At 59.9% G+C, this 22677-nt stretch carries 16 protein-coding genes and 1 pseudogene; 13 read left to right on the top strand and 4 right to left on the bottom strand.

Annotated features, from left to right (window positions below):
* Positions 1-20: 20 nt before the first annotated feature.
* The 10 genes and pseudogenes from rlmN to TU75_RS18705 all read left to right on the top strand — a co-directional run.
* A pseudogene (gene rlmN, locus TU75_RS18660) lies at positions 21-1156 on the top strand (dual-specificity RNA methyltransferase RlmN); the annotation flags it as partial.
* Positions 1157-1181: 25 nt separating this feature from the next.
* Positions 1182-1940 (top strand): type IV pilus biogenesis/stability protein PilW, encoded by a 759-nt coding sequence (gene pilW, locus TU75_RS18665; protein WP_015372912.1) that lies wholly within the window; start codon positions 1182-1184, stop codon positions 1938-1940.
* The gene (locus TU75_RS18670) at positions 1940-2926 is read left to right on the top strand and encodes a RodZ domain-containing protein (protein WP_060549724.1); all 987 of its coding nucleotides are present in this window, start codon (positions 1940-1942) and stop codon (positions 2924-2926) included. The genes pilW and TU75_RS18670 overlap by 1 nt, the downstream gene beginning before the upstream one ends.
* A 2-nt stretch (positions 2927-2928) precedes the next feature.
* Positions 2929-4038: a flavodoxin-dependent (E)-4-hydroxy-3-methylbut-2-enyl-diphosphate synthase gene (ispG, locus tag TU75_RS18675; RefSeq protein ID WP_003238471.1), complete on the top strand. Its 1110-nt coding sequence runs from the start codon at positions 2929-2931 to the stop codon at positions 4036-4038.
* Positions 4039-4061: 23 nt separating this feature from the next.
* Positions 4062-5351, top strand: a complete 1290-nt coding sequence (hisS, locus tag TU75_RS18680) for a histidine--tRNA ligase (RefSeq protein WP_003238473.1) — start codon at positions 4062-4064, stop codon at positions 5349-5351.
* A 42-nt stretch (positions 5352-5393) separates the two neighbouring features.
* Positions 5394-6035, top strand: a complete 642-nt coding sequence (locus tag TU75_RS18685) for a YfgM family protein (RefSeq protein ID WP_003238475.1) — start codon at positions 5394-5396, stop codon at positions 6033-6035.
* Complete coding sequence (gene bamB, locus TU75_RS18690) at positions 6028-7179, top strand: outer membrane protein assembly factor BamB (RefSeq protein WP_032871575.1); 1152 nt, start codon at positions 6028-6030, stop codon at positions 7177-7179. The genes TU75_RS18685 and bamB overlap by 8 nt, the downstream gene beginning before the upstream one ends.
* 134 nt (positions 7180-7313) lie before the next feature.
* Positions 7314-8783 carry a ribosome biogenesis GTPase Der gene (gene der / locus TU75_RS18695; protein ID WP_003238479.1) on the top strand — a complete coding sequence of 490 codons (1470 nt, stop codon included), beginning with the start codon at positions 7314-7316 and terminating at the stop codon, positions 8781-8783.
* 156 nt (positions 8784-8939) lie between these two features.
* Positions 8940-10088, top strand: coding sequence for a pyridoxal phosphate-dependent aminotransferase (locus tag TU75_RS18700; protein ID WP_060549725.1), 1149 nt, complete (start codon positions 8940-8942; stop codon positions 10086-10088).
* Entirely contained in the window at positions 10076-10867 is a 792-nt protein-coding gene (locus TU75_RS18705) for an amidohydrolase (RefSeq protein ID WP_015372909.1), read from the top strand. The genes TU75_RS18700 and TU75_RS18705 overlap by 13 nt, the downstream gene beginning before the upstream one ends.
* A 120-nt stretch (positions 10868-10987) precedes the next feature.
* Here TU75_RS18705 and leuA read toward each other — a convergent pair whose 3' ends face one another.
* From leuA to xseA, 4 genes are all read right to left on the bottom strand, one after another.
* A complete protein-coding gene (leuA, locus tag TU75_RS18710; RefSeq protein ID WP_060549726.1) occupies positions 10988-12667 on the bottom strand; it encodes a 2-isopropylmalate synthase in 1680 nt (559 codons plus the stop codon).
* A 372-nt stretch (positions 12668-13039) separates the two neighbouring features.
* On the bottom strand, positions 13040-17164 hold the full coding sequence (locus TU75_RS18715) for a membrane-targeted effector domain-containing toxin (protein ID WP_231981903.1): 4125 nt from the start codon (positions 17162-17164) through the stop codon (positions 13040-13042).
* 164 nt (positions 17165-17328) lie between these two features.
* Positions 17329-18150: a M23 family metallopeptidase gene (locus TU75_RS18720; protein ID WP_003238489.1), complete on the bottom strand. Its 822-nt coding sequence runs from the start codon at positions 18148-18150 to the stop codon at positions 17329-17331.
* Positions 18151-18153: 3 nt separating this feature from the next.
* Positions 18154-19533, bottom strand: coding sequence for an exodeoxyribonuclease VII large subunit (gene xseA, locus TU75_RS18725; protein WP_060549728.1), 1380 nt, complete (start codon positions 19531-19533; stop codon positions 18154-18156).
* A 98-nt stretch (positions 19534-19631) separates the two neighbouring features.
* On the opposite strand from xseA, the gene TU75_RS18730 reads away from it, so the two are divergent.
* The 3 genes from TU75_RS18730 (at position 19632) to guaB (ending at position 22664) form a co-directional block, all read left to right on the top strand.
* Positions 19632-20399: a sulfite exporter TauE/SafE family protein gene (locus tag TU75_RS18730; RefSeq protein WP_015372905.1), complete on the top strand. Its 768-nt coding sequence runs from the start codon at positions 19632-19634 to the stop codon at positions 20397-20399.
* A 141-nt stretch (positions 20400-20540) separates the two neighbouring features.
* Complete coding sequence (locus TU75_RS18735; RefSeq protein ID WP_003238495.1) at positions 20541-21089, top strand: hypothetical protein; 549 nt, start codon at positions 20541-20543, stop codon at positions 21087-21089.
* A 105-nt stretch (positions 21090-21194) separates the two neighbouring features.
* Positions 21195-22664, top strand: coding sequence for an IMP dehydrogenase (gene guaB / locus TU75_RS18740; RefSeq protein ID WP_003238496.1), 1470 nt, complete (start codon positions 21195-21197; stop codon positions 22662-22664).
* Positions 22665-22677: the final 13 nt, after the last annotated feature.

The following is a 22677-nucleotide window of genomic DNA, read 5'->3' on the forward strand; positions in this document are numbered from 1 at the left end:
TAAAGAGTGAGGGTGAATCCATGACGACATCGACTGTTAAAACCAACCTGCTGGGTCTGACTCAGCCGGAAATGGAGAAATTCTTCGACTCAATCGGGGAGAAGCGCTTCCGTGCCGGTCAGGTAATGAAATGGATTCACCACTTTGGCGTCGATGATTTCGACGCCATGACGAACGTCAGCAAGGCCCTGCGCGACAAGCTCAAGGCCATTGCCGAGGTTCGTGGTCCGGAAGTGGTCAGCGAGGACATCTCCAGCGACGGCACCCGCAAGTGGGTCGTGCGCGTGGCGTCCGGCAGCTGCGTCGAGACCGTTTACATCCCCCAGGGCAAACGCGGCACCTTGTGCGTTTCGTCCCAGGCAGGCTGTGCCCTGGACTGCAGTTTCTGCTCCACCGGCAAGCAAGGCTTCAACAGCAACCTCACCGCCGCCGAAGTCATCGGCCAAGTGTGGATTGCCAACAAATCCTTTGGCAGCGTCCCGGCAACCGTCGACCGTGCCATCACCAACGTGGTGATGATGGGCATGGGTGAGCCGCTGCTGAACTTCGACAACGTGATTGCGGCCATGCACCTGATGATGGACGACCTGGGCTACGGCATCTCCAAGCGCCGTGTGACCCTGTCGACCTCCGGCGTGGTACCGATGATCGATGAGCTGGCCAAGCACATCGACGTCTCCCTGGCGTTGTCGCTGCACGCACCCAATGACGCATTGCGTAACCAATTGGTGCCGATCAACAAGAAGTATCCGCTTAAGATGCTGCTCGAATCTTGCCAGCGTTACATGGCGACCCTGGGCGAGAAGCGCGTGCTGACCATTGAGTACACCATGCTCAAGGACATCAACGACAAGGTCGAACACGCTGTCGAGATGATCGAGTTGCTCAAGAACACACCGTGCAAGATCAACCTGATCCCGTTCAACCCGTTTCCACATTCTGGCTACGAGCGGCCGAGCAACAACGCCATCCGCCGTTTCCAGGATCAACTGCACCAGGCCGGCTACAACGTCACCGTGCGCACCACGCGCGGCGAAGACATCGATGCCGCCTGTGGCCAATTGGTAGGGCAGGTGATGGACCGCACCCGCCGCAGCGAACGTTATATCGCCGTGCGTGAATTGAATGCCGCCGACGATCTGCCGCAAATCGCTGTGAATCGAATCTGAGAGAGGATCTCTATGCCCTTGCGCCTTGCGCTGCTGTTACTGGTTACCGGTCTTGCGGCCGGTTGTGTTTCATCGGGCCATGACAGCCCTTTGCAAACCGACAAAGGCCGTGACGAGGCGCGAGTGGCGTATGTGCAGTTGGGCCTGGGTTACCTGCAGCAAGGCATGAGCGAGCAGGCCAAGGTGCCGTTGAAAAAGGCGCTCGAGCTGGACGGCGACGCCGCCGACGCCAATGCAGCGCTGGCATTGGTGTTCAAGGCCCAGGCCGAGCCTGAACTGGCCGACCGGTATTTCACCAAGGCGCTGTCCGCGCGGCCTGCCGATTCTCGGCTGCTGAACAACTACGGCAGCTTCCTGTTCGAGCAGAAACGCTATGCGCAAGCCGCCCGTTATTTCCAGCAGGCCAGCACCGATACGTTGTATCCCGAGCGTTCACGGGTATTCGAAAACCTTGGGGTGACGTCGATGCGCCTCGGCCAGCGGGATTTAGCGCGTCAGCAGCTGGAAAAAGCCCTGCACCTGAACGGTCACCAGCCTCGCGCCTTGCTCGAAATGGCTGAGTTGTCCTACGAAGACAGGCATTATGTGCCGGCACGTGACTATTACGAGCGTTTTAGCCTGCTCAGCGGGCAAAATGCACGTAGTCTATTGCTCGGTGTGCGCCTGGCGACGGTTCATGAAGAACGCGACACGGCCGCACGTTTTGGCCAGCAACTCGAACGACTCTATCCCGGTACGCCGGAATATCAGCAATACCTGTCGGAGCAATGATGAAAGCGGCGCACCCGGAAGTTGTAGCAGCTAATCGCGTAAACCCAGGCGACACCTTGCGTCAGGCCCGCGAAAGCAATGGTTGGTCGCTGGCGGAAGTGGCCCTCAAGCTCAATTTGACGGCCACGTCCCTGGGCAACCTCGAGGCCGGCGCGTTTGACAAGCTGCCGGGGCACACTTTTGCCCGTGGTTATATCCGTGCTTATGCCAAGTTGCTCGGCATCGATCAAACCGTGCTGGTTCAGCAGTTCGATCAGTTCACCGGCACCGACTCCCAAGGCAGCAATGTCCATGGCCTTGGCCGTATCGAAGAGCCCACTCGGGTCTCACACACGATTTTGCGGATTGTCAGCCTGCTGCTGCTGATCGCGGTGATTGGCGGTGGTTTTGTCTGGTGGCAGGACCAGGCGGCCCAGCGCACCAAGGACATGACCAGCAACGCCATGGAGCACGTCGAAGTCGAAAGCGCCGACGGCACCACCCAGATTCATCCGCTGGATGAGCCGGAAGACCAGGCCGTTGTGCAAAGCCAGGCCGCGCCTGAAACGCCGCCTGCCACCGAGCAGCCAGCGCCGGAAACTGCTCCGGCCGCAACCGCTTCAGTGCCAGCGCCGACCACTCCTGCTGCGCCTGTGGCCCAGGCTCATACGCCGGCCGCTCCCGTCCAGGCACCGGCGACCACCGCTCCTGTTGCTCCGGCGGCTCCCGCGATTTCGGCACCTACAGCCCCCGCCTTGATCGCCGGTGACGGGCGCGTACAAGTTACCTTCATCGCCGACTGCTGGACGCAAGTCACCGATGGCAACGGCAAAGTGCTGTTCAGCGGCCTCAAGCGCAAGGGCGACACGCTTGACCAGGGCGGCAAGCCTCCTCTGACGCTGCGTCTGGGCTATGCCCGTGGCGCGCAAGTGGTCTACAACGGCCAGCCTGTGGACGTGGCGCCGTTCACCAGTGGCGAGACCGCTCGCCTCAAGTTGGGACAATAGTCATGCACGGCGAATCTCCAATCAAACGTCGCGTATCGCGCAAGATCTGGGTCGGCTCCGTACCCGTGGGCGGCGATGCTCCCATTGCTGTACAGAGCATGACCAACAGCGACACCAATGATGTGGCCGCCACCGTGGCCCAGATCAACCGTCTGGAAGCAGCTGGCGTCGACATCGTGCGCGTATCCGTGCCGGACATGGACGCTGCCGAAGCCTTCGGCCGCATCAAGCAACTGGTCAAGGTGCCGCTGGTTGCCGACATTCACTTCGACTACAAGATCGCGCTGCGCGTGGCCGAACTCGGTGTGGACTGCCTGCGTATCAATCCGGGCAACATCGGGCGTGAAGACCGCGTGCGCGCCGTGGTGGATGCTGCCCGTGATCGCGGCATTCCGATCCGCATCGGCGTCAACGCCGGCTCCCTGGAAAAAGATCTGCAAAAGAAATACGGCGAGCCTACCCCGGCGGCGCTGGTCGAGTCGGCGCTGCGCCACGTTGAACACCTCGAACGCCTGAATTTCCAGGACTTCAAGGTCAGCGTAAAGGCTTCCGACGTGTTCATGGCGGTAGAAGCCTACCGCCTGCTGGCCAGGGAAATCGTACAGCCGCTGCACCTGGGTATCACCGAAGCGGGCGGTCTGCGTTCAGGCACAGTGAAATCTGCGGTGGGTCTCGGTATGCTGCTCGCCGAAGGGATCGGCGACACTATCCGAATCTCCCTGGCGGCAGACCCCGTAGAGGAAGTGAAGGTCGGTTACGACATTCTCAAGTCCCTGCGTTTGCGTTCCCGTGGCATCAACTTCATTGCCTGCCCGAGCTGCTCGCGGCAGAACTTCGACGTGGTGAAAACCATGAACGACCTGGAGTTGCGTCTCGAGGACTTGCTGGTGCCGCTCGATGTTGCGGTGATCGGTTGCGTGGTCAACGGGCCGGGCGAGGCCAAGGAGGCGCATGTCGGCCTCACGGGTGGCACGCCGAACCTGATTTACATCGACGGCAAGCCGTCGCAGAAATTGACGAATGACAATCTGGTGGACCAGTTGGAAAAGCTGATCCGCGAGAGAGCGGCCGAAAAGGTCGCCGCTGACGCAGCGCTGATCGCTCGCGGCTGATTGAACGAATTTAAGGATTTGATGTGAGCAAGTCTCTGCAAGCCATTCGTGGCATGAACGACATCCTGCCGGAGCAGACGCCATTGTGGCGTTACTTCGAAAGCACGGTCGCGCGCCTGCTGGATAACTACGGCTACAAACAGATCCGCATGCCGATTGTCGAGTTCACCGAGCTGTTCAAGCGCTCCATCGGTGAAGTGACCGACATCGTCGAAAAAGAGATGTACACCTTCGAAGATCGCAACGGCGACTCCCTGACCCTGCGTCCGGAAGGCACTGCCGCATGCGTGCGCGCGGTACTCGAGCACGGCCTCACCGGTGGCGGTCAGCCGCAGAAGTTGTGGTACATCGGCCCGATGTTCCGCCATGAGCGTCCGCAGAAAGGCCGTTATCGCCAGTTCCACCAGATTGGCCTGGAAGTGTTCAACCTCGACGGCCCGGACATCGATGCCGAGCTGATCGTGATGACCTGGCGTCTATGGGGACAGTTGGGCATCCGTGACGCGGTCAAGCTTGAACTCAACAGCTTGGGCACCAGCGAATCCCGGGGCCGCTACCGCGAAGCCCTGGTCGAGTACCTGTCCGCCCACCTGGATAAACTGGATGAAGACAGCCAGCGCCGTCTGAAAACCAACCCATTGCGTGTGCTTGATACCAAGAACGCTGACACCCAGGCCGTGCTGGTAGACGCACCGAAAATGGCTGACTACCTGGACGACGAGTCCCGTGTGCACTTTGACGGCCTTAGGGCGCGTCTGGACGCCGCCGGCATTCCCTACGTCATCAACCCGAAACTGGTTCGCGGCCTCGATTACTACAGCAAGACGGTGTTCGAGTGGGTTACCGACAAGCTTGGTGCCCAGGGCACCGTGTGTGCGGGTGGTCGTTACGACGGGCTGGTCGAACAGATGGGCGGCAAGCCCACCACTGGCGTAGGCTTCGCCATGGGCATCGAGCGGTTGATCCTGCTGCTGGAAACCCTGGAGCAGATCCCGGAAGAAATCGCCCGGCAAGTGGACGTTTACCTGTGCGCCTTTGGCGAGGCCGCCGAACTGGCCGCCCTGGCCTTGAGCGAACAGGTGCGTGACCAACTGCCAAACCTGCGCCTGCAGATCAATGCCGGCGCCGGCAGCTTCAAGAGCCAGTTCAAGAAGGCTGACAAGAGCGGTGCGCTGTATGCGCTGATCCTCGGCGATGACGAACTGGCCCAGCAAGTGATAGGTTTCAAACCCCTGCGTGGCCAGGGCGAGCAACAGAACATTGCCTTTGATGCGCTCGCCGCGCACCTGGCCACCTGCGTTGTGCAGGGTTGAAGCTGTCGAACAGCCGAATTTAGCGATTTAAGGAGTATTGGGGTGTCGAGTATTGATGATGATCAACTGACCGAGTTCAAGGACTGGTGGCAGCGTAACGGCAAGCCCCTGGTGACTGGCGGTCTGCTCGCTTTGGTGGTGGTGTTCGGCTGGCAGGCCTGGCACAAATATCAGGCCAACCAGTCCCAGGGCGCCTCGGTGCTGTATCAGCAGTTGCTGGAAACCACGCTCACGCCGGACGGCAAGCCCGACCCAGCCCAGGTTGCAGACCTGGCCGGCAAGCTGAAAAGCGAATTTGGCGGCAGCACCTACGCTCAATACGGTAGCCTGTTCGTCGCCAAGGTGGCGGTCGATACCGGCAAGCTGGACGATGCCGCCGTTGAACTGAAGGCCATCGCCGACAAACCGACCAACCCGACCCTGGGTGAAATCGCCCGTCAGCGCCTGGCTCAGGTACTGGCTGCACAGAACAAGGCCGACGAAGCACTCAAACTGCTCGACGGCGATGCGGACAAGGCATTTGTAGCCACTCGCGAAGAGCTCAAGGGCGACCTCCTGGTCCAATTGGGTCGTACCGACGAAGCCAATGCTGCGTACAAGAAGGCCAAGGCTGCGCTGTCTGATGAAGCGGCGGTCGGTGGCTTACAAATCAAGCTCGACGACTTGGCCAAAGGGGATGCGTGACGTGATCCGTTGGAAACATGCAGCATTGCTGGCTCTGGCCGTTCTGGCCGCGGGTTGCAGCAGCAACAGTAAAAAAGAACTGCCACCGGCCGAGCTGACCACCTTCAAGGAAGAAGTGGTTTTGCAAAAGCAGTGGAGCCGCTCCATCGGTGACGGCCAGGGCGACACCTACAACATGTTGGTGCCGGCAATCGATGGCGAAAACATTGTGGCCGCTGACGTGACCGGCGTGGTCGTGTCCATGGATCGCATGACCGGCGACGTGAAGTGGAAAAAAGACCTCGAGTTGCCAGTGTCTGGCGCCGTTGGCGTGGGATACGGCATGGTCATGCTCGGCACGCTCAAGGGCGAAGTCGTGGCGCTGGATTCCAGTACCGGTGAAGAGAAATGGCGCGCTCGCGTGACCAGCGAAGTCCTCGCACCGCCTGCCACCAACGGCGATATCGTCGTGGTGCAGACCCAGGATGATCGAGTGATCGGCCTGGACGCCAGCACTGGCGAGCAGCGCTGGTTGTACGACAGCACGCCGGCGGTACTGACCCTGCGCGGCACCAGTGGTCCGATTGTGACCAACAATTTGGCCGTCGCAGGCCTGTCGACCGGTAAAGTGGTCGCCCTGAATACCCAGAACGGCGTGCCGGCCTGGGAAACCCGGGTGGCCATCCCGCAAGGTCGTTCCGAGCTGGATCGCGTGGTGGACATCGACGGTGGCTTGTTGCTGTCAGGCGAGACCCTCTACGTCGCCACTTACCAGGGCCGAGTGGCCGCGCTGGACCTGCAGAGCGGCCGCGTCAACTGGCAGCGTGATGCTTCCAGCTACGCGGGTGTCGCCCAAGGGTTTGGCAGCGTCTACGTAAGCCTGGCGTCCGGCACCGTTGAAAGTGTTGACGAGCGTTCCACCACTGCACTGTGGAGCAACGATTCCCTGGCCCGCCGTCAACTGTCGGCACCGGAAGTGTTCTCCAGCTACGTGGCGGTAGGCGATTTCGAAGGCTACCTGCACCTGCTGAGCCAGGTGGATGGTCGCTTCGTGGGTCGTGAGCGTATTGACAGCGACGGCCTGCGTGCGCGTCCGCTGGTCGTGGGTAACATGCTTTATGTGTTTGGCAACAGCGGCAAGCTGGAAGCCCTGACCATCAAGTAAGAACCATGCTTGGGGTAACACCCAGGCGGCCCCGTTTCGGCGGGGCATGCGGCATCTGACGATGCTGCCCCGAGCACCAGCCGCTGCCTTGCAGCGGCTTTTGTATTTTCTGAAATAACGAAGTGGAGAGCCGCATGGTTCCCGTAATCGCCCTGGTGGGCCGACCTAACGTCGGCAAGTCCACCTTGTTCAACCGCCTGACCAGGACTCGCGACGCCATCGTCGGCGACTTGTCCGGTCTGACCCGTGATCGCCAATACGGTGAGGCAAAGTGGCAAGGGCGCTCATACATTATTGTCGACACCGGTGGTATCTCCGGTGACGAGCATGGCATGGATGAAAAGATGGCCGAGCAGTCGCTGCTGGCCATCGAAGAAGCCGATGTCGTGTTGTTCCTGGTGGACGCCCGCGCGGGCTACACCGCTGCCGACCAGATGATTGGCGAGCACCTGCGCAAGCGCAACAAGCGGTCCTATCTGATCGCCAACAAGATCGACAACATCGATCCTGAGGCGGCCCGTGCCGAGTTCAGCCCGATGGGCTTGGGCGACGCCATCCCGGTCGCCGGCGCTCACGGTCGCGGCATCACCCAGATGCTGGAAATCGCCCTGCGCGACTTCCCCAAGGATGACGCCGAGGAAGAAGAGGGCGAGGAAGAAATCGTCGCCGAAGGTGAGGAAGCCAAGCGCATTCCAGGCCCGAGTGAAAAAGACGGTATCAAGATCGCCATCATCGGCCGTCCCAACGTGGGCAAGTCGACCCTGGTCAACCGCATGCTCGGTGAAGACCGCGTAATCGTGTATGACCAGCCCGGCACCACCCGCGACAGCATCTACATCCCGTTCGAGCGTAACGAGGAGAAGTACACGCTGATCGACACCGCTGGTGTGCGCAAGCGCGGCAAGATCCACGAGGAAGTTGAAAAGTTCTCCGTGGTGAAAACCCTGCAGGCCATCAAGGACGCCAACGTGGTGATCTTTGTGATGGACGCCCGCGAAGGCGTGGTGGACCACGACCTCAACCTGCTGGGCTTTGCCCTGGAGGCCGGTCGGGCACTGGTGATCGCGATCAACAAGTGGGACGGCATGACGCCCAGCGAGCGCGATTTCGTCAAGATCGAGCTGCAGCGTCGGCTGTTCTTCGTCGAGTTCGCTGATATCCACTTTATCTCGGCCCTGCATGGCACCGGTGTGGGCAACCTCTACGCGTCCGTGCAGAACTCGTTCAAGTCCGCGGTCACCCGCTGGCCGACCAACCGCCTTACCCAGATCCTGGAAGATGCGGTAGGCGAGCACGCGCCACCGATGGTCAACAACCGCCGGATCAAATTGCGTTATGCCCACTTGGGTGGTGCCAACCCGCCGATTATCGTGATCCACGGTAACCAGATCGAGAAGGTGCCCAAGTCCTATGTGCGTTACCTGGAAAACACCTACCGCCGTGTCCTGAAGCTGGTCGGTACGCCGATTCGCATCGAGTTCAAGGGTGGTGAGAACCCATACGAAGGCAACAAGAACACACTGACGGACCGTCAGGTGAACAAGAAGCGTCGTTTGATGACTCACCACAAGAAAGCCGACAAGAAGCGTCGCGACAAGAAATAGCGACAGCTTCGAGTTGCAAGCACGATTGCTTGCCGCTAAAACCGCCATGCACAAAAGGGCTCTGAACGAGCCCTTTTTTGTGCCTGACGGTTTGCTTGCTTGACCTGCTTGCGACTTGCAGCTTAAAACTTGCAGCTCACCCGAAGGGGGGCTCCCATGATCACCAGCAAGCTGCCGAACGTCGGCACCACCATTTTCACCACGATGTCGCAACTGGCTGCCGAAACCGGCGCGCTCAACCTGTCCCAGGGTTTCCCCGACTTCAACGGCCCGAAGGCGTTACTCGACGCGGTGGGCCAACACGTTGCCAGCGGGCATAACCAATATTCACCGATGACCGGCCTGCCGACCCTGCGCCAGCAAGTGGCGACGAAGATTGCCCGTAGCTATGGCGTATCGGTCGACCCCGACAGTGAAGTGACCATCACGCCCGGGGCGACCGCCGCGATTTTCTGCGCGATCCAGGCGGTGGTTCGCCAAGGCGATGAGGTCATCATTTTCGACCCCTGCTACGACAGTTATGCGCCCTCGGTAGAACTGGCAGGTGGCCGTTGCGTGCATGTGCAGTTAAGCCTGCAAGGCTTCGCACTGGACTTCGAGACGATCGAGGCGGCGCTGTCACCGCGTACGCGCATGATCGTCCTCAACACGCCGCACAATCCCACCGGAGCATTGATCAGCCGCGCCGAGCTGGATCAATTGGCCGACCTGATCCGCGATCGCGATATCTACCTGCTCAGCGATGAGGTCTACGAGCACCTGGTGTTCGACGGCGTGCCCCATGTGAGTGTGCTGGCCCACGCAGAGCTGTACCCGCGCGCCTTTGTCGTCAGCTCCTTCGGCAAGACCTACCACGTCACCGGCTGGAAAACCGGCTATGTCGTCGCGCCACCCGCGCTTACCGTCGAGTTGCGCAAGGTGCACCAGTACGTCAATTTCTGCTGCGTGACCCCCTTGCAGTTCGCGCTGGCTGACTTCATGGCCGCCCACCCGGAACACGTCGACGAACTGCCGGCGTTCTATCAGGCCAAGCGCGACTTGTTCTGTAACTTGCTGGCGCCGTCGCGCTTGAGTTTTACGCCGGTGGCCGGTACTTACTTTCAACTGGTGGATTACTCACAGATTCGCCCGGATCTGGATGATGTCGCCATGTCCCTGTGGATGACCCGCGAACACGGCGTGGCGAGCATTCCCATCTCGGTGTTCTACCAGCACCCACCCCAAGCCCAGCGCCTGGTGCGTCTGTGCTTTGCCAAACGCGAGGAGACGCTGCAGCAAGCAGCCGAAAAACTATGCGTGATTTGAATGCACTGCCGAACCTGACGATTGCCCTGGTCCAGACCAGCCTGGCCTGGCACGACCGCCAGGCCAACTTTGACCATTTCGAGCTGTTGCTGGAGCAGGCCAGGGGCGCCGACCTGATTGTATTGCCGGAAATGTTCACCACCGGCTTCTCGATGGAATCGCAAACCCTCGCTGAGCCGGAGAACGGCCCGACCCACCGCTGGCTCCAGGCCCAGGCCAGAAAGTACGCTGCGGTCATCACCGGCAGCGTGATCATCCGGGCCGCCGACGGCAGCCATCGCAACCGCCTGCTGTGGGCGCGGCCCGATGGCGAGGTGCTGCACTACGACAAGCGCCATTTGTTCCGCATGGCCGGCGAACACCACCACTACACGCCGGGCGAGCGGCAGGTCCAGTTTGAGTGGAAGGGCTGGCGCATTCGTCCGTTGATTTGCTACGACCTGCGCTTTCCGGTGTGGAGTCGTGATGCCGAGGACACTGATCTGCTGCTGTACACCGCCAACTGGCCGGGCGCACGACGTCAGCACTGGAATCGTCTGTTACCGGCGCGGGCCATCGAGAATCTGTGCTATGTGGCGGCAGTGAATCGGGTGGGCACGGATGGAAAAGGCTTTGGCTATACCGGCGACAGTCAGGCGCTGGACTTTCAGGGCGAGACCTTGCTGAGTGCGGGAGAGGCGGACGGGGTGTTTCAGGTGTGCCTGGATGCCGCGGAGCTGGCGGCGTATCGCACGCGGTTTCCGGCGAATCTGGATGCTGATGGTTTTCGGTTTGTCTGACAGACCGCTATCGGGAGCAAGGCCCCTCCCACATTTTGATCTATGAATACATTCAAAATGTGAGAGGGGGCTTGCTCCCGATGAGGCCGGCCCAGCCAATAATGCTTCTGGATTGCTTGCTTATGCCGCCTTCGCTGCCTGCTGACTCAGCGAACGGTTCAATGCACTGAACAGCGCCTTGAAGCTGGCGGTGGTGATGTTTTCATCAATCCCCACCCCATGCACCGGACGCTCGCCGTTCACCCGCAGCTCAATGTAAGCCGCTGCCTTGGCATGGGTGCCGGCGCCAATTGCGTGTTCGTTGTAGTCCATGATCTCCACACCAATCGGCAGGCCGGCCACCAGAGCTTCCAGCGCGCCATTGCCTTTACCTTTCCAGTGCAGGTTGGTTTCGCCCTGGCCCTTGCCCGAGACTTCCACCTCGACATAGCTGTTGCCGTTTTCTTCCTGCAGGCGATGGCTGACCAGCGCGTACGGGGTGTTGGCCTGCAAGTATTCACGTTGCAGCAATGCGTAGATCTGCGGCGCGGTCATCTCCAGGCCCACACGGTCGGTTTCGGCCTGTACCACCTGGCTGAACTCGATCTGCATGCGACGCGGCAAGCTGATGTCGTATTCCTGCTCCAGCAGGTAGGCGATGCCACCCTTGCCCGACTGGCTGTTCACGCGGATCACCGCCTCGTAGCTGCGGCCGATGTCGGCCGGGTCGATCGGCAGGTACGGCACTTCCCACAAGGCATCGTCTTTTTGCTGGGTGAAACCCTTGCGGATCGCGTCCTGGTGCGAGCCGGAGAACGCAGTGTGTACCAGATCGCCCACATACGGATGGCGTGGGTGCACCTGGATCTGATTGCATTCCTCGACGACCTTGCGCACGCCGTCGATGTCGGAGAAATCCAGCTGTGGGTCGAGGCCCTGGGTGTACATGTTCAGGGCCACGGTCACCAGGTCGACGTTGCCGGTGCGTTCGCCGTTACCGAACAGGCAACCTTCGACACGGTCGGCGCCGGCCATCAGGCCCAGCTCGGTGGCGGCCACGCCGGTGCCACGGTCGTTGTGGGTGTGCAGGCTGATGATCACGCTGTCACGGCGATTGATATGGCGACCGAACCACTCGATCTGGTCGGCATAGATGTTCGGCGTGGCGCATTCGACAGTGGCTGGCAGGTTGAGAATCATCTTGTGCTCGGGCGTCGGATTCCATACCTCGATCACGGCGTCACAGACTTCCTTGGCGAACTCCAGCTCGGTGGCGCTGAAGGTCTCCGGGGAATATTCGAAGGTCCACTGGGTTTCCGGCTGCTGCGCGGCGTATTTGACGAACAGCTTGGCCGCATTGACCGCGATGGCCTTGATGCCGTCCCTGTCCTGGTTGAAAACGATGCGGCGAAACGAGGGCGAGGTGGCGTTGTACAGGTGCACGATGGCTTTTTTGGCGCCGCGCAGTGATTCAAAGGTGCGTGCGATCAAGTCTTCACGGCCCTGGGTCAGCACCTGGATGGTGGTGTCCTCGGGGATGTGGTTGTCCTCGATCAGCGTACGCACGAAGTCGAAGTCGGTTTGCGAAGCGGCCGGAAACGAAGCTTCGATTTCCTTCACGCCGACGGCCACCAGGGTCTTCCAGAAGCGCAATTTCTTGGCGGCGTCCATCGGCTCGATCAGCGACTGGTTGCCATCACGCAGGTCGGAACTGCACCAGATCGGCGCGCTGGTGATGGTCTTCGACGGCCAAGTGCGGTCCGGGATATCGATGGTCGGGAATGCGCGGTATTTCGAAGACGGGTCTTTGAGCATGCTCATCGGGAAATCCTTGGTTGAGGGGCCGAGAAAAGGCGGCCTGCCGTGAAACTGTTATTGGGGATAAAGCGTTGGACGAGGCAGATCGATTCAGCTTGGCAGTCGTGCGCTGACAAGGCACAGGCTGAGGTGCTGGCGGAGCTGAATGAGGGTGTGAGAGGTTTTCATGTGCTCAACCCTAACCGCGGGGGTGAAAGATGGCAAGTCGGTGAAAAAAATTGATGGAATTACTCTTTATTTGATTTTTTATGATGCTTTAAAGCTGTTTTTTATATTTTATTGATCTTTTTTTGCGCTAGAAATCGTACGGTCGCAATTTTAGAGGGAAGGAAAGGGGAGGGGCACCGTGGCGCACCTTCCCGAACCCTCGATACGTTATGCCTTCAGATACTTATCCACATTGTGTTCAATCTGCACATCGCCTCTCCAGAACTCCATCTCGTCAGTGAGATGGTGGGCATGCGCAGGTACGCTGGTGGTGCTGGCGGCTCCTTTGGCGGCATCACGTATTGAAACACCCAGCCCGCCTGTAAGCTCCGCGATACCAGGTACGGCGGCGCCCGTGTAGGGTTCAACGTAATTGTTCATATGGGAGTTGCCGACCAGCGCTACCCATTTCTCCCCTTTTGGGGTGTTTTCGATAATTTTAGTGGCGAAATAATTGAATTCTTCCAGACGATCTATATAAAAACTTTCGCTATTTTGGAAGCCCTGAAGATCGTTGACGTGGGCTGTCAGTTCGGCATGTTCCAACCCGATGACCTTGATGCCATTTTTATGTGCCGCCTCCAGCACATTGATCGCGCTCAGTGTGTTGTCGCCGTATTCATCATTCGGATAGCGCGAGCCCAAGTATTGCGCGTCATCTGCCGTGTAGGCGTTGCCAGCGAGCGTCGGTGAGCGTTCCAGAAAGTAACCGCCTTCCAGATAAATCGTGGTAACGCCTGATTCTTTGAATCGAGCCATGTTGTTGATCAAAAAATCCAGGCTCGCCAATTGTTCATGGCTTTCCCCTATCACCCAGCCGTTGACATCAGGGCGGGAAAGCGTGCTTTTGATCAGCTCACTTGGGGCTATGTCAGCACTGACAGGCGCTATTTCCGGGCGCGGGGCCTGCGGCCTGATAGAAAAGGAATCATAGAATTCACCCATGTCACGCCTGAACCATTCCCTGAGCCTGCCTGTTTCGGCCGAATCAACGAAGTCATCTGCGGCCGAACCCTTCAATACCCTGTCCATATAGTCGTCCAAAGGCAGGTCTGGTTTTCCGCCTTTCAGTTTATTGAGCCTCCATTCTCCGGTGCCGGTGCGTACCAGCGAGGCGAATTGTTTTCCGCTGCTTGCATCGATAGCCCTTACCGAACCACTTTCAAGCTTGTAAATCGGACTGATTTTATAGGCCCGCTCCACACCCGTACCGTCGGTGAAGGGAATGTAGAAATCGTCGCCGACCTGAAACGTTCCATCCGCTCGTTTTGTGCCGTCAAGCACACTCTGCGGCGCTGCGTGCTGGCTGAAGTCCGGCAGGCGCGGCGGCTGTCTGATCTTGCTGGCTGTGGATAGCGTGCCCGTGCCGGCGGAGGTGGAGGGCACGTTCAACTGAATTTGATTTGCAGCGGCGCCGTTTGGCGGCGCAGGAATTATCCGCGTAGCCCGGCCGGATGGCACTGCCAGGGTGCCAGTGCCAGGCGCCAGGGTTTGCGCCTGTGCAGTTGGCTTGAACACGGGACGTGAAATCGGAACAGTGGGAATGGGCTGGCCGGTGGCGACAACGGTGAAATCGGAGAATGCCCTGGAGAGGTGACCGGGTTTGCCGAGCATTTTTCCAAGAGAGTTTCCCGGCATCCGCATTATCTTCAACCCTGCTCTTGCCAGCCGAGAAGCTACTGATACCCCTTTGCCAATGATCGGCACTATGTCCAGAAAGATACCTGCCAGTTCGATGCCAAACATCATTTTGTTATAACGCGACTCCTTGGACACCTCGGCGTTGCTGATCGAACTCAAATCGGCATTCTTGAGCAGGATATCCGACACCTGTTGGTACATTGCATCTCGAAGATTCCCATCAATGGGGGTGAGATAGGCGATTTTCGGTTCAAGGGCTTTCTGGACGTTTTCCAGAGTGCCGATGATGTTTTTGTCGCGATAGTCTTTAACCGTTTTCTGTAGCGACTCCATGGGAGTCGAGTGAGTGCGAGCGCGCGCGTAGGCTTTCCACTCCGGTTTAGCCATCAATGTCTCCAGCTCTTGCTGGCTGGCCAGTGCGCGCCATGCTATGCCGTCAGGCGCCTCGGGACTGTACAAGACCCGAGATGAGTGCTCTTGGTCACTGAGCACTGTGACGCCCTGGATCGGAGCGCCATAGAACGACATCGTGTTGGCGATAACGGTTTTCCCGTCGACCTTGGGGCGTGTAGCCGGGTCAGGATAATCAATCACTGCCCTTACCCACTGCGGGGCCAATGATTTGCCCGCGCTGTCTGTTTCTGACGCCGTATAGGCCGTTGGGCTGAGTTTTGCCAGATAGGCATGCTTGTTCATGGTGCTGCGCAGGGCGTGTTTCCATGCTGAACGCAGTTTGTGCGGCTCACCGGTGCTGGCATCCGGTGCCAATTGCGATTGGAGCCTATCGAGGTATTTGCCCCCTACATCGGCATCTTCCACCAATGCCAGGAGTTCTGCGGTTTTCAGCACGATGGGTGTGCCGTCACTGTCCAGCACCGGCTTGCCCTGGGCATCAAGAAGCTTGGATTGCAGGGTGTCCTGAACGTGTTCGTTGCTGTCACCTGCGGGAAATGCCGTCGGGTTTTTCAGTGACAGGTCGGTGAGCGATAACACTTTGGTTTGGTAGTTGGCCGGGGTGTACGCTCCGTGCCTGAAACGTGTATGAACGCGCGACTTCGTCGTAGTCACGACTGTTGTCTTCTGGGCGTCGATGTTCGCCCCAGGGTATTTTTTTTGCAGGGCCAGGTTCAATTGCTGGTTGGCGAACTGATGCAACGTAGGAATTTTCTCGAGCATCGGCGCCAGCCTCTCGACGCTCTTTTGCTCTACACGGTCAAGATACTGATAACCCCTGATCTGGCTGGACGTGAGATTTTTCAGCCACTGCGGCTGTTTTTTGTCGGCCAGTCGTTCGTAACGGGCGAGCATGGCGTTGTTGCCATCAACCTGCGTTGACCAGTCTGCTGCATCGTCGATAGCCGCTCCTATATCTGCGTCTTGCAGGGGCATGGGGTGCAGGACCTGGTTTTCCGTGGACAGGGTCTGCATGAGGGTCGCTTGAACCTCATCGGCCTGGCGCTTCAGCAATTGGGTAAACCCTTCGGCAATCACGTCTCCCTCAATGGGGACAAAACTTGCAATCAGGTCCTGGCCCTGCAAGGGGCTCTGAGTCTTTTGTGCCGACAGAGGCAGACCCTCTTCGAGCAGGGTTGCAGCTGTGCCCCGTGCATCCAATCGTTGGGCCAGCGCCTGGAACGCTTGAGCGCTGTTCTCGAAGGGTTCCAGGCCCTCACTTGGCGTGCACAGCACCACAGGCCCATCGTCGTTCCCAGGTGCAGAACCTTCCTTGCTGGTGACCAGCCATGCCCCCGCCAAGCGTGCACCACTGGCGCTGTTGTCATTGATCACGAGCGGGTAGATGCCTGGTCTCGATTCTGGCGCAAGCGCCTGGTTGCGTTCTTCGCGCGTTGGGTACTGGAGTACGGTATCCACCAGCCGCTTGGCTTGCGAACTCAGATAGCCATCCTGTTCGCCCAATGCCGCCAGAGTTGACAGCTGTTTCTTGTGTAACGACAGCAACTGATCCTGTGGTGCGTCTTTGAGGATTTCTTTTGGATTCGGTTGGGTCCAGAAATTTTTCACGGTTTCTGGAAATTGGGTCGCAATACGCCTGGCTATTGTGTGCAGTGAGTCCGCAGCGGTGATGGGCCGGGCCGCTTCGGTCGGCGTCGTCTTGAGCATGAATTGCGATGTGACGCCTGGCTCATCGGTAAACGGTTTATCCGGGTAGGCGTGGATTTCCTGAATTGCCCGTGTCAGCGCGTCCAGAAGCGGCTCTTTGGACACCGCAACGGATGTGCGGCCGTCATCGCCTAGTCTGGATCGCTCGAACGACAGCATGTCTGGATCAAGGGGTTTGAGCTGAGGAAATGCCTGTTCAATCTGAGCGTTTACGAAATCCCTGAATACAGGCTGTTTTCGTTGCAGCCTGGCCATCTTGAGGCTGAGAGTGTCGTACTCGGAGGTGAGGAACTTAACGGGGCCGACTTTGAAGTGTCTTGAGAGCTCGTTGGATAAGCTCGCCGGTTCTACTGGCAGTATCGTCGGTTTTATTGGGGCATCTGGTCCTTTTCTCAATTGCCGCGACTTCGGCTCCTGGGGGGACTGATCTGTCTCTTTTTCGGTTGCAGGAAGTGTATCAGCGAGCGTCAAAGCCGGGGCTGGCTCAGAGTGAAGTAACTGGATAGGTTTTGAACTGACGGATGTAGGCACGAAGCGCGTCTCCAACTAGCCTGAAAGGATGTGTGTCACGTTCCCTGTAACTTGCTGAGTAAGTGACCTTTCGGCGTATCGGGTTCCGCAGTAAATGTAAGAGCATGCTGGGTACTCCGTAGTACGGAGTACCAGGCTTCTTGAACGGATGTCTCGTGGGCTGACTACGGCTCAAAGGCGCCGATAAAGATCGCCGGGTCAACCCGCGCATCGTTGAGGCTGACATTCCAGTGCATGTGCGGCCCGGTCGCTCGGCCCGTCGCTCCGACCTTGCCCACCACGGCCCCGCGCACCAGCTGCTGGCCGACTTTCACGTCGATCTTCGACATATGGCAGAACATGCTGATAAAGCCCTGGCCATGGTCGACGAACACGGTGTTGCCGTTGAAGAAGTAGTTGCCCACCAGAATCACCTTGCCGTTGGCCGGCGTCTTGATCGGCGTGCCGGCGGGCACGGCGAAGTCCAGGCCCGAATGGGGGTTGCGCTCTTCACCGTTGAAGAAACGACGCACGCCGAACCGGCTGGACAGCGGCCCGTTCACCGGTTTGTCCAGCACCAGATTGCTTGGCACCGTGGGGCTGAAGCTGCGATAGGCCTTGAGCTGCACGGCCAGTTCACCCTCGATGCGCTTGAGCTGCGCGGGTTCGGGGTTGACCTGGCTTTTGTTTTTCAGGGTGATGCGCTGTTCCGGGTACTTCTTGTAACCCACGATGAACGGCAGGCTGCGCCCGCCGCTGCTGATGCGCTCATTGCCTGGCTTGACCGTCAGCGGGATGCCGACAATCGCCAGCCAGTTGTCCTGTTCCTTCACTACCAGCACCGGCTTGCCCTGGTAGCTGGCTTTCGGCGCGGCGGTCGCGGGGCCGAGGTCGACCACTGCAACCCCGCCGGGCACCGGTTTGTTCAGGGTGCGGGTGATGTAGCTGTCGGCGTGGGCGTTGAACGCGAGGCACAACAGCATCAGCAGGCTCAGGAGACGTGGCATCAATCAATCCAGTAACGAAAGGGTGACAGGGGTGAGGTGGTTGTCTTCCACCCGCACTTGCAATTGGCCTTCACCGAGCCGCGCGGTCAGGCGCTGGCCAGTGTGGGTTTGCGCGGCGTTGCGAATCGCCTGGCCGCGCTCGTCCAGCAGGATGCTGTAGCCGCGGCCCAGGGTCGCCAACGGGCTGACCACCTGCAGCGTCTGCACCTGGCTTTGCAGCTGCAGACGGCGTGCCTTGAGGCCTTCGCGCATGGCGCGGGGCAGGCGTTCGGCGAGGCTGTCCAGGCGTTGGCGCAGCAGGGCCAACTGACGGCCGGGGTGCTGGCCGGCCAGGCGCGTCTCCAGGCGAATAAGGCGCTCGCGGCGGGTATTGAGGCTGCGCTCGAAGGCGCGGCGCAGGCGCATGTCGAGGTCGTCCAGACGCTGGGCCTGCTGACGCAGACGTTCGCCGGGATGGCGCAGGCGCCGGGCCATGCCTTCCAGGCGCAGGCGGTCGTGGCGCAGGCGATTGCGCATCAGCATCACCAGGCGGCGGTGCAGGTTCTCCACCTGACGCACCAGGTGGCTGGCGTCGGGGGCGAGTAATTCGGCGGCTGCGGACGGGGTAGGCGCGCGCACGTCGGCGACAAAGTCGCAGATCGACACGTCGGTTTCATGGCCGACCGCGCTAACGATAGGCGTGACGCACGCGTCCACCGCGCGGGCCACGGCTTCCTCGTTGAAGCACCACAGGTCTTCCAGCGAGCCGCCGCCGCGCGCCAGGATCAGCGCGTCAAACCCACGCGCGTCGGCACGCTTGAGCGCACGGACAATCTGCGGGATGGCTTCGCGGCCTTGTACGGCGGTGGGAATCAGGGTCAATTCGATGTTCGGCGCGCGGCGGCGGAACACGCTGATAATGTCGCGAATCACCGCGCCGGTGGGTGAGCTGACAATGCCGATGCGCCGAGGGTGCAACGGCAGCGGCACTTTGCGCTCGGCACTGAAAAGGCCTTCGGCGCTGAGCTTTTCCTTCAGCGCATCGAATGCCTGGCGCAACGCGCCGTCGCCGGCCGGCTCCACCGTGTCGAGAATCAACTGGTAGTCGCCACGGCCCTCGAACAGCGAGACCTTGCCGCGCACTTTCACCGCCAGGCCATCCTTCAGCGCTTGGCGCACCCGCGCGGCATTGTTGCGAAACAGCGCGCAACGCACCTGCGCGCCGCTGTCCTTGAGAGTGAAATACACATGGCCGGAGGCCGGGCGGGCAAGGTTGGAGATCTCGCCCTCAACCCAGATATTGGTGAACACGTCTTCCAGCAACACGCGTGCGCGGCCGTTGAGCTGGCTGACAGTCAGGACTTCGCGGTCCAGGCCCAGGCGGGCAAACGGGTCTTTAATCATGGGCGGCAGTTTATAGGTAATCCCTGGGCAATCACCACGGCCTTGTGCACATGCGCGGCTGCACTATGATGAGGGGCGCCGATGAGCAAGGAGCCTGCATGACTGCAATCGAACTGTTGAACCAGTGGTCTTTTAACGGGATGGACTGGCTGGTCATTGGCCTGGGTGTGGTGCTGGCCTACGTCGTGTTCGGCATCGCGGGCTTTGGCACGGCGCTGATCGCAGGGCCAATTCTGCTTTTTTTCATGCCGTTGTCGAAGATCATTCCGCTATTGGTGCTGCTGGATTTCGTCGCCGCGTTTGGCGGCCTGCTGCAAACCCGGCGCGAGGTGAGCAAGGCCGAACTGCTGCGACTGCTGCCGTGCATGGCCATTGGTTGCACCCTCGGTGTGGTGTTTTTGCTCAATCTGCATTCGGATGTGTTGCTGCTGTTGATGGGGCTGTTTATCAGCGCTTACGCGATTTACAGCCTCCTGGTAAAGGCGCGTCCGACACAGCTGGCGGCAGGCTGGTCAGTGCCCATGGGCACCGTCGGTGGGCTGTTCGGGGCGTTGTTCGGCAGTGGCGGCTTTTTGTATGCCATCTACCTGAACAGCCGGTTGCCCAAGGAGCCGGCGCGGGCCACGCAAAGTGCGCTGATCAGCGCGAGTACGCTGGTGCGCTTGAGTCTGTTTTTGCTGGCCGGGGTGTATGCGGATTTGCCGCTGCTATTGTTGGCGCTGTGCCTGTTGCCGGCGATGGGGTTGGGGCTATGGTTCGGGCGCCGGTTGACCAGGCGCCTGTCCCGCGAGGCGTTCGTGAAAGTGGTGACGTGGCTGGTGCTGGCGAGCGGCCTTGCGTTGATCGGACGGTATGTGAGCACTTGACCTGCGTGGGGCAGGGATTAAGCTGCCTGCCTTCAAGGCCCCATCGCAGGCAGCCAGCTCCCACATTTGAACGTGTTTACAGATCAATATGTGGAAGGGGCTTGCTCCCGATGGTGCCAGCCGCCACACCGCAGGACTCCAATGAACTCCCAAAGCATCCTTGTTCCGAAAATCTCCACCTTGCCCGTCCACGAACCCCGCGCACGGGCGATCGTGCGCTGGCTGGTGCGCAAGAACATCATCAAGGAAGAACTCACCACCTGCGGCCGTACCGGCGACCGCATGGCTTACGGCCTGGCCGACGGCGCCCGCGCCGTGGTGCTGCACCCCGAAGCGCTGCCGTTCAACGAGCCGGTGAACGGGTTGGAGATCATCTACAAGCGCTGCATCTATACCCCGGCCAAGGGCTTTCTCGAGGAGGCCGGTTGCCCGGAGTGCCTCAAGGAAATCGGCGAGGCGCTGTTCGAAAGCCTGGAGGACTGGATGCCCGGTCACACCGACAACTTCACCTGCCCGCTGTGTGGGCATGAAGATGACATCAACGGGTTTCTGTTCCTGCAGGAATGCGGGTTTTCCAACCTGGGTTTCATCTTCAACAACTGGGCGGAGGCGGGGTTCAAGCAGAGCTTTATCGATGAGTTCGCCGATTGGCTGGACCAGAAGATCGCCTGGGTGAAGGTCGAGCTGTAACCCCTCCTATCCGTATTCCCAAATATGTCAGAGTTTTACATTGAGACCTGAAGGGTGTCTGAGTATAATGGCGCGCTTCCATTTTCCCGCTCGGGAGCCCCCGCGATGCTGCGTATCAGCCAAGAAGCTCTGACATTCGACGACATTCTCCTAGTGCCCGGTTATTCCGAGGTGCTTCCTAACGAAGTCAGTCTCAAGACCCGCCTAACCCGTGGCATCGAGCTGAATATTCCCCTGGTTTCCGCTGCCATGGACACTGTCACCGAAGCCCGTCTGGCCATTGCCATGGCCCAGGAAGGCGGCATCGGCATCATCCACAAGAACATGACCATCGAGCAGCAGGCTGCCGAAGTGCGCAAGGTCAAGCGTTACGAAGCCGGCGTGGTGAAAGATCCGATCACCATCGAAGCCGACGCCACCGTGCGTGACCTGTTCGACCTCACCCGCATGCACAACATCTCCGGCGTTCCGGTGCTGCACGATGGCGACTTGGTCGGCATCGTCACTTCCCGTGACGTGCGTTTCGAGAATCGCCTTGAAGTCACCGTCCGTGAAGTGATGACGCCTAAAGAGCGTCTCGTCACTGTCAAGGAAGGCGCCGACAAGAACGATGTGCGTGAGCTGCTGCACAAGCACCGCATCGAGCGCGTGCTGATCGTCGACGACAAATTCGCCCTCAAAGGCATGATGACCGTCAACGACATCGAAAAAGCCAAGGCTTACCCGCTGGCCAGCAAGGATGACCAGGGTCGTCTGCGCGTTGGCGCGGCGGTCGGTACCGGTAAAGACACCGGCGACCGCGTCTCGGCCCTCGTGGCTGCCGGCGTTGACGTGGTGGTGGTCGACACGGCTCACGGTCACTCCAAGGGTGTGATCGACCGCGTGCGCTGGGTCAAACAGAACTTCCCCGACGTGCAGGTGATTGGCGGCAACATCGCCACCGGCGCTGCCGCCAAGGCCCTGGCCGAAGCTGGCGCCGACGCGGTCAAGGTCGGTATCGGCCCTGGCTCGATCTGCACCACGCGCATCGTCGCCGGTGTGGGCGTGCCGCAGATCAGCGCCATCGCCAACGTCGCCGCAGCCCTTGAAGGCACCGGCGTTCCATTGATTGCCGACGGCGGCATCCGCTTCTCCGGTGACCTGTCCAAGGCCATCGTTGCCGGTGCGTCCTGCGTGATGATGGGCTCGATGTTCGCCGGTACCGAAGAGGCGCCGGGCGAGGTTGAACTGTTCCAGGGTCGCTCCTACAAGGCTTACCGCGGCATGGGTTCGCTGGGCGCCATGTCCCAGGCACAGGGCTCGTCCGATCGTTACTTCCAGGACTCCTCGGCGGGCGCCGAGAAACTCGTCCCGGAAGGCATCGAAGGCCGTGTGCCGTACAAGGGCAGCCTGAGCGCGATCATCCATCAACTGATGGGCGGCCTGCGTTCCTCGATGGGCTACACCGGCAGCGCCGACATCGAAGAAATGCGCACCAAGCCAGAGTTCGTGCGGATCACCGGCGCCGGCATGGCTGAATCCCATGTCCACGACGTGCAGATCACCAAGGAAGCGCCAAACTACCGCGTAGGTTGAGGCTTCCAGCAAA

The organism is Pseudomonas poae, assembly GCF_001439785.1.
Classification (GTDB): domain Bacteria; phylum Pseudomonadota; class Gammaproteobacteria; order Pseudomonadales; family Pseudomonadaceae; genus Aquipseudomonas; species Aquipseudomonas poae.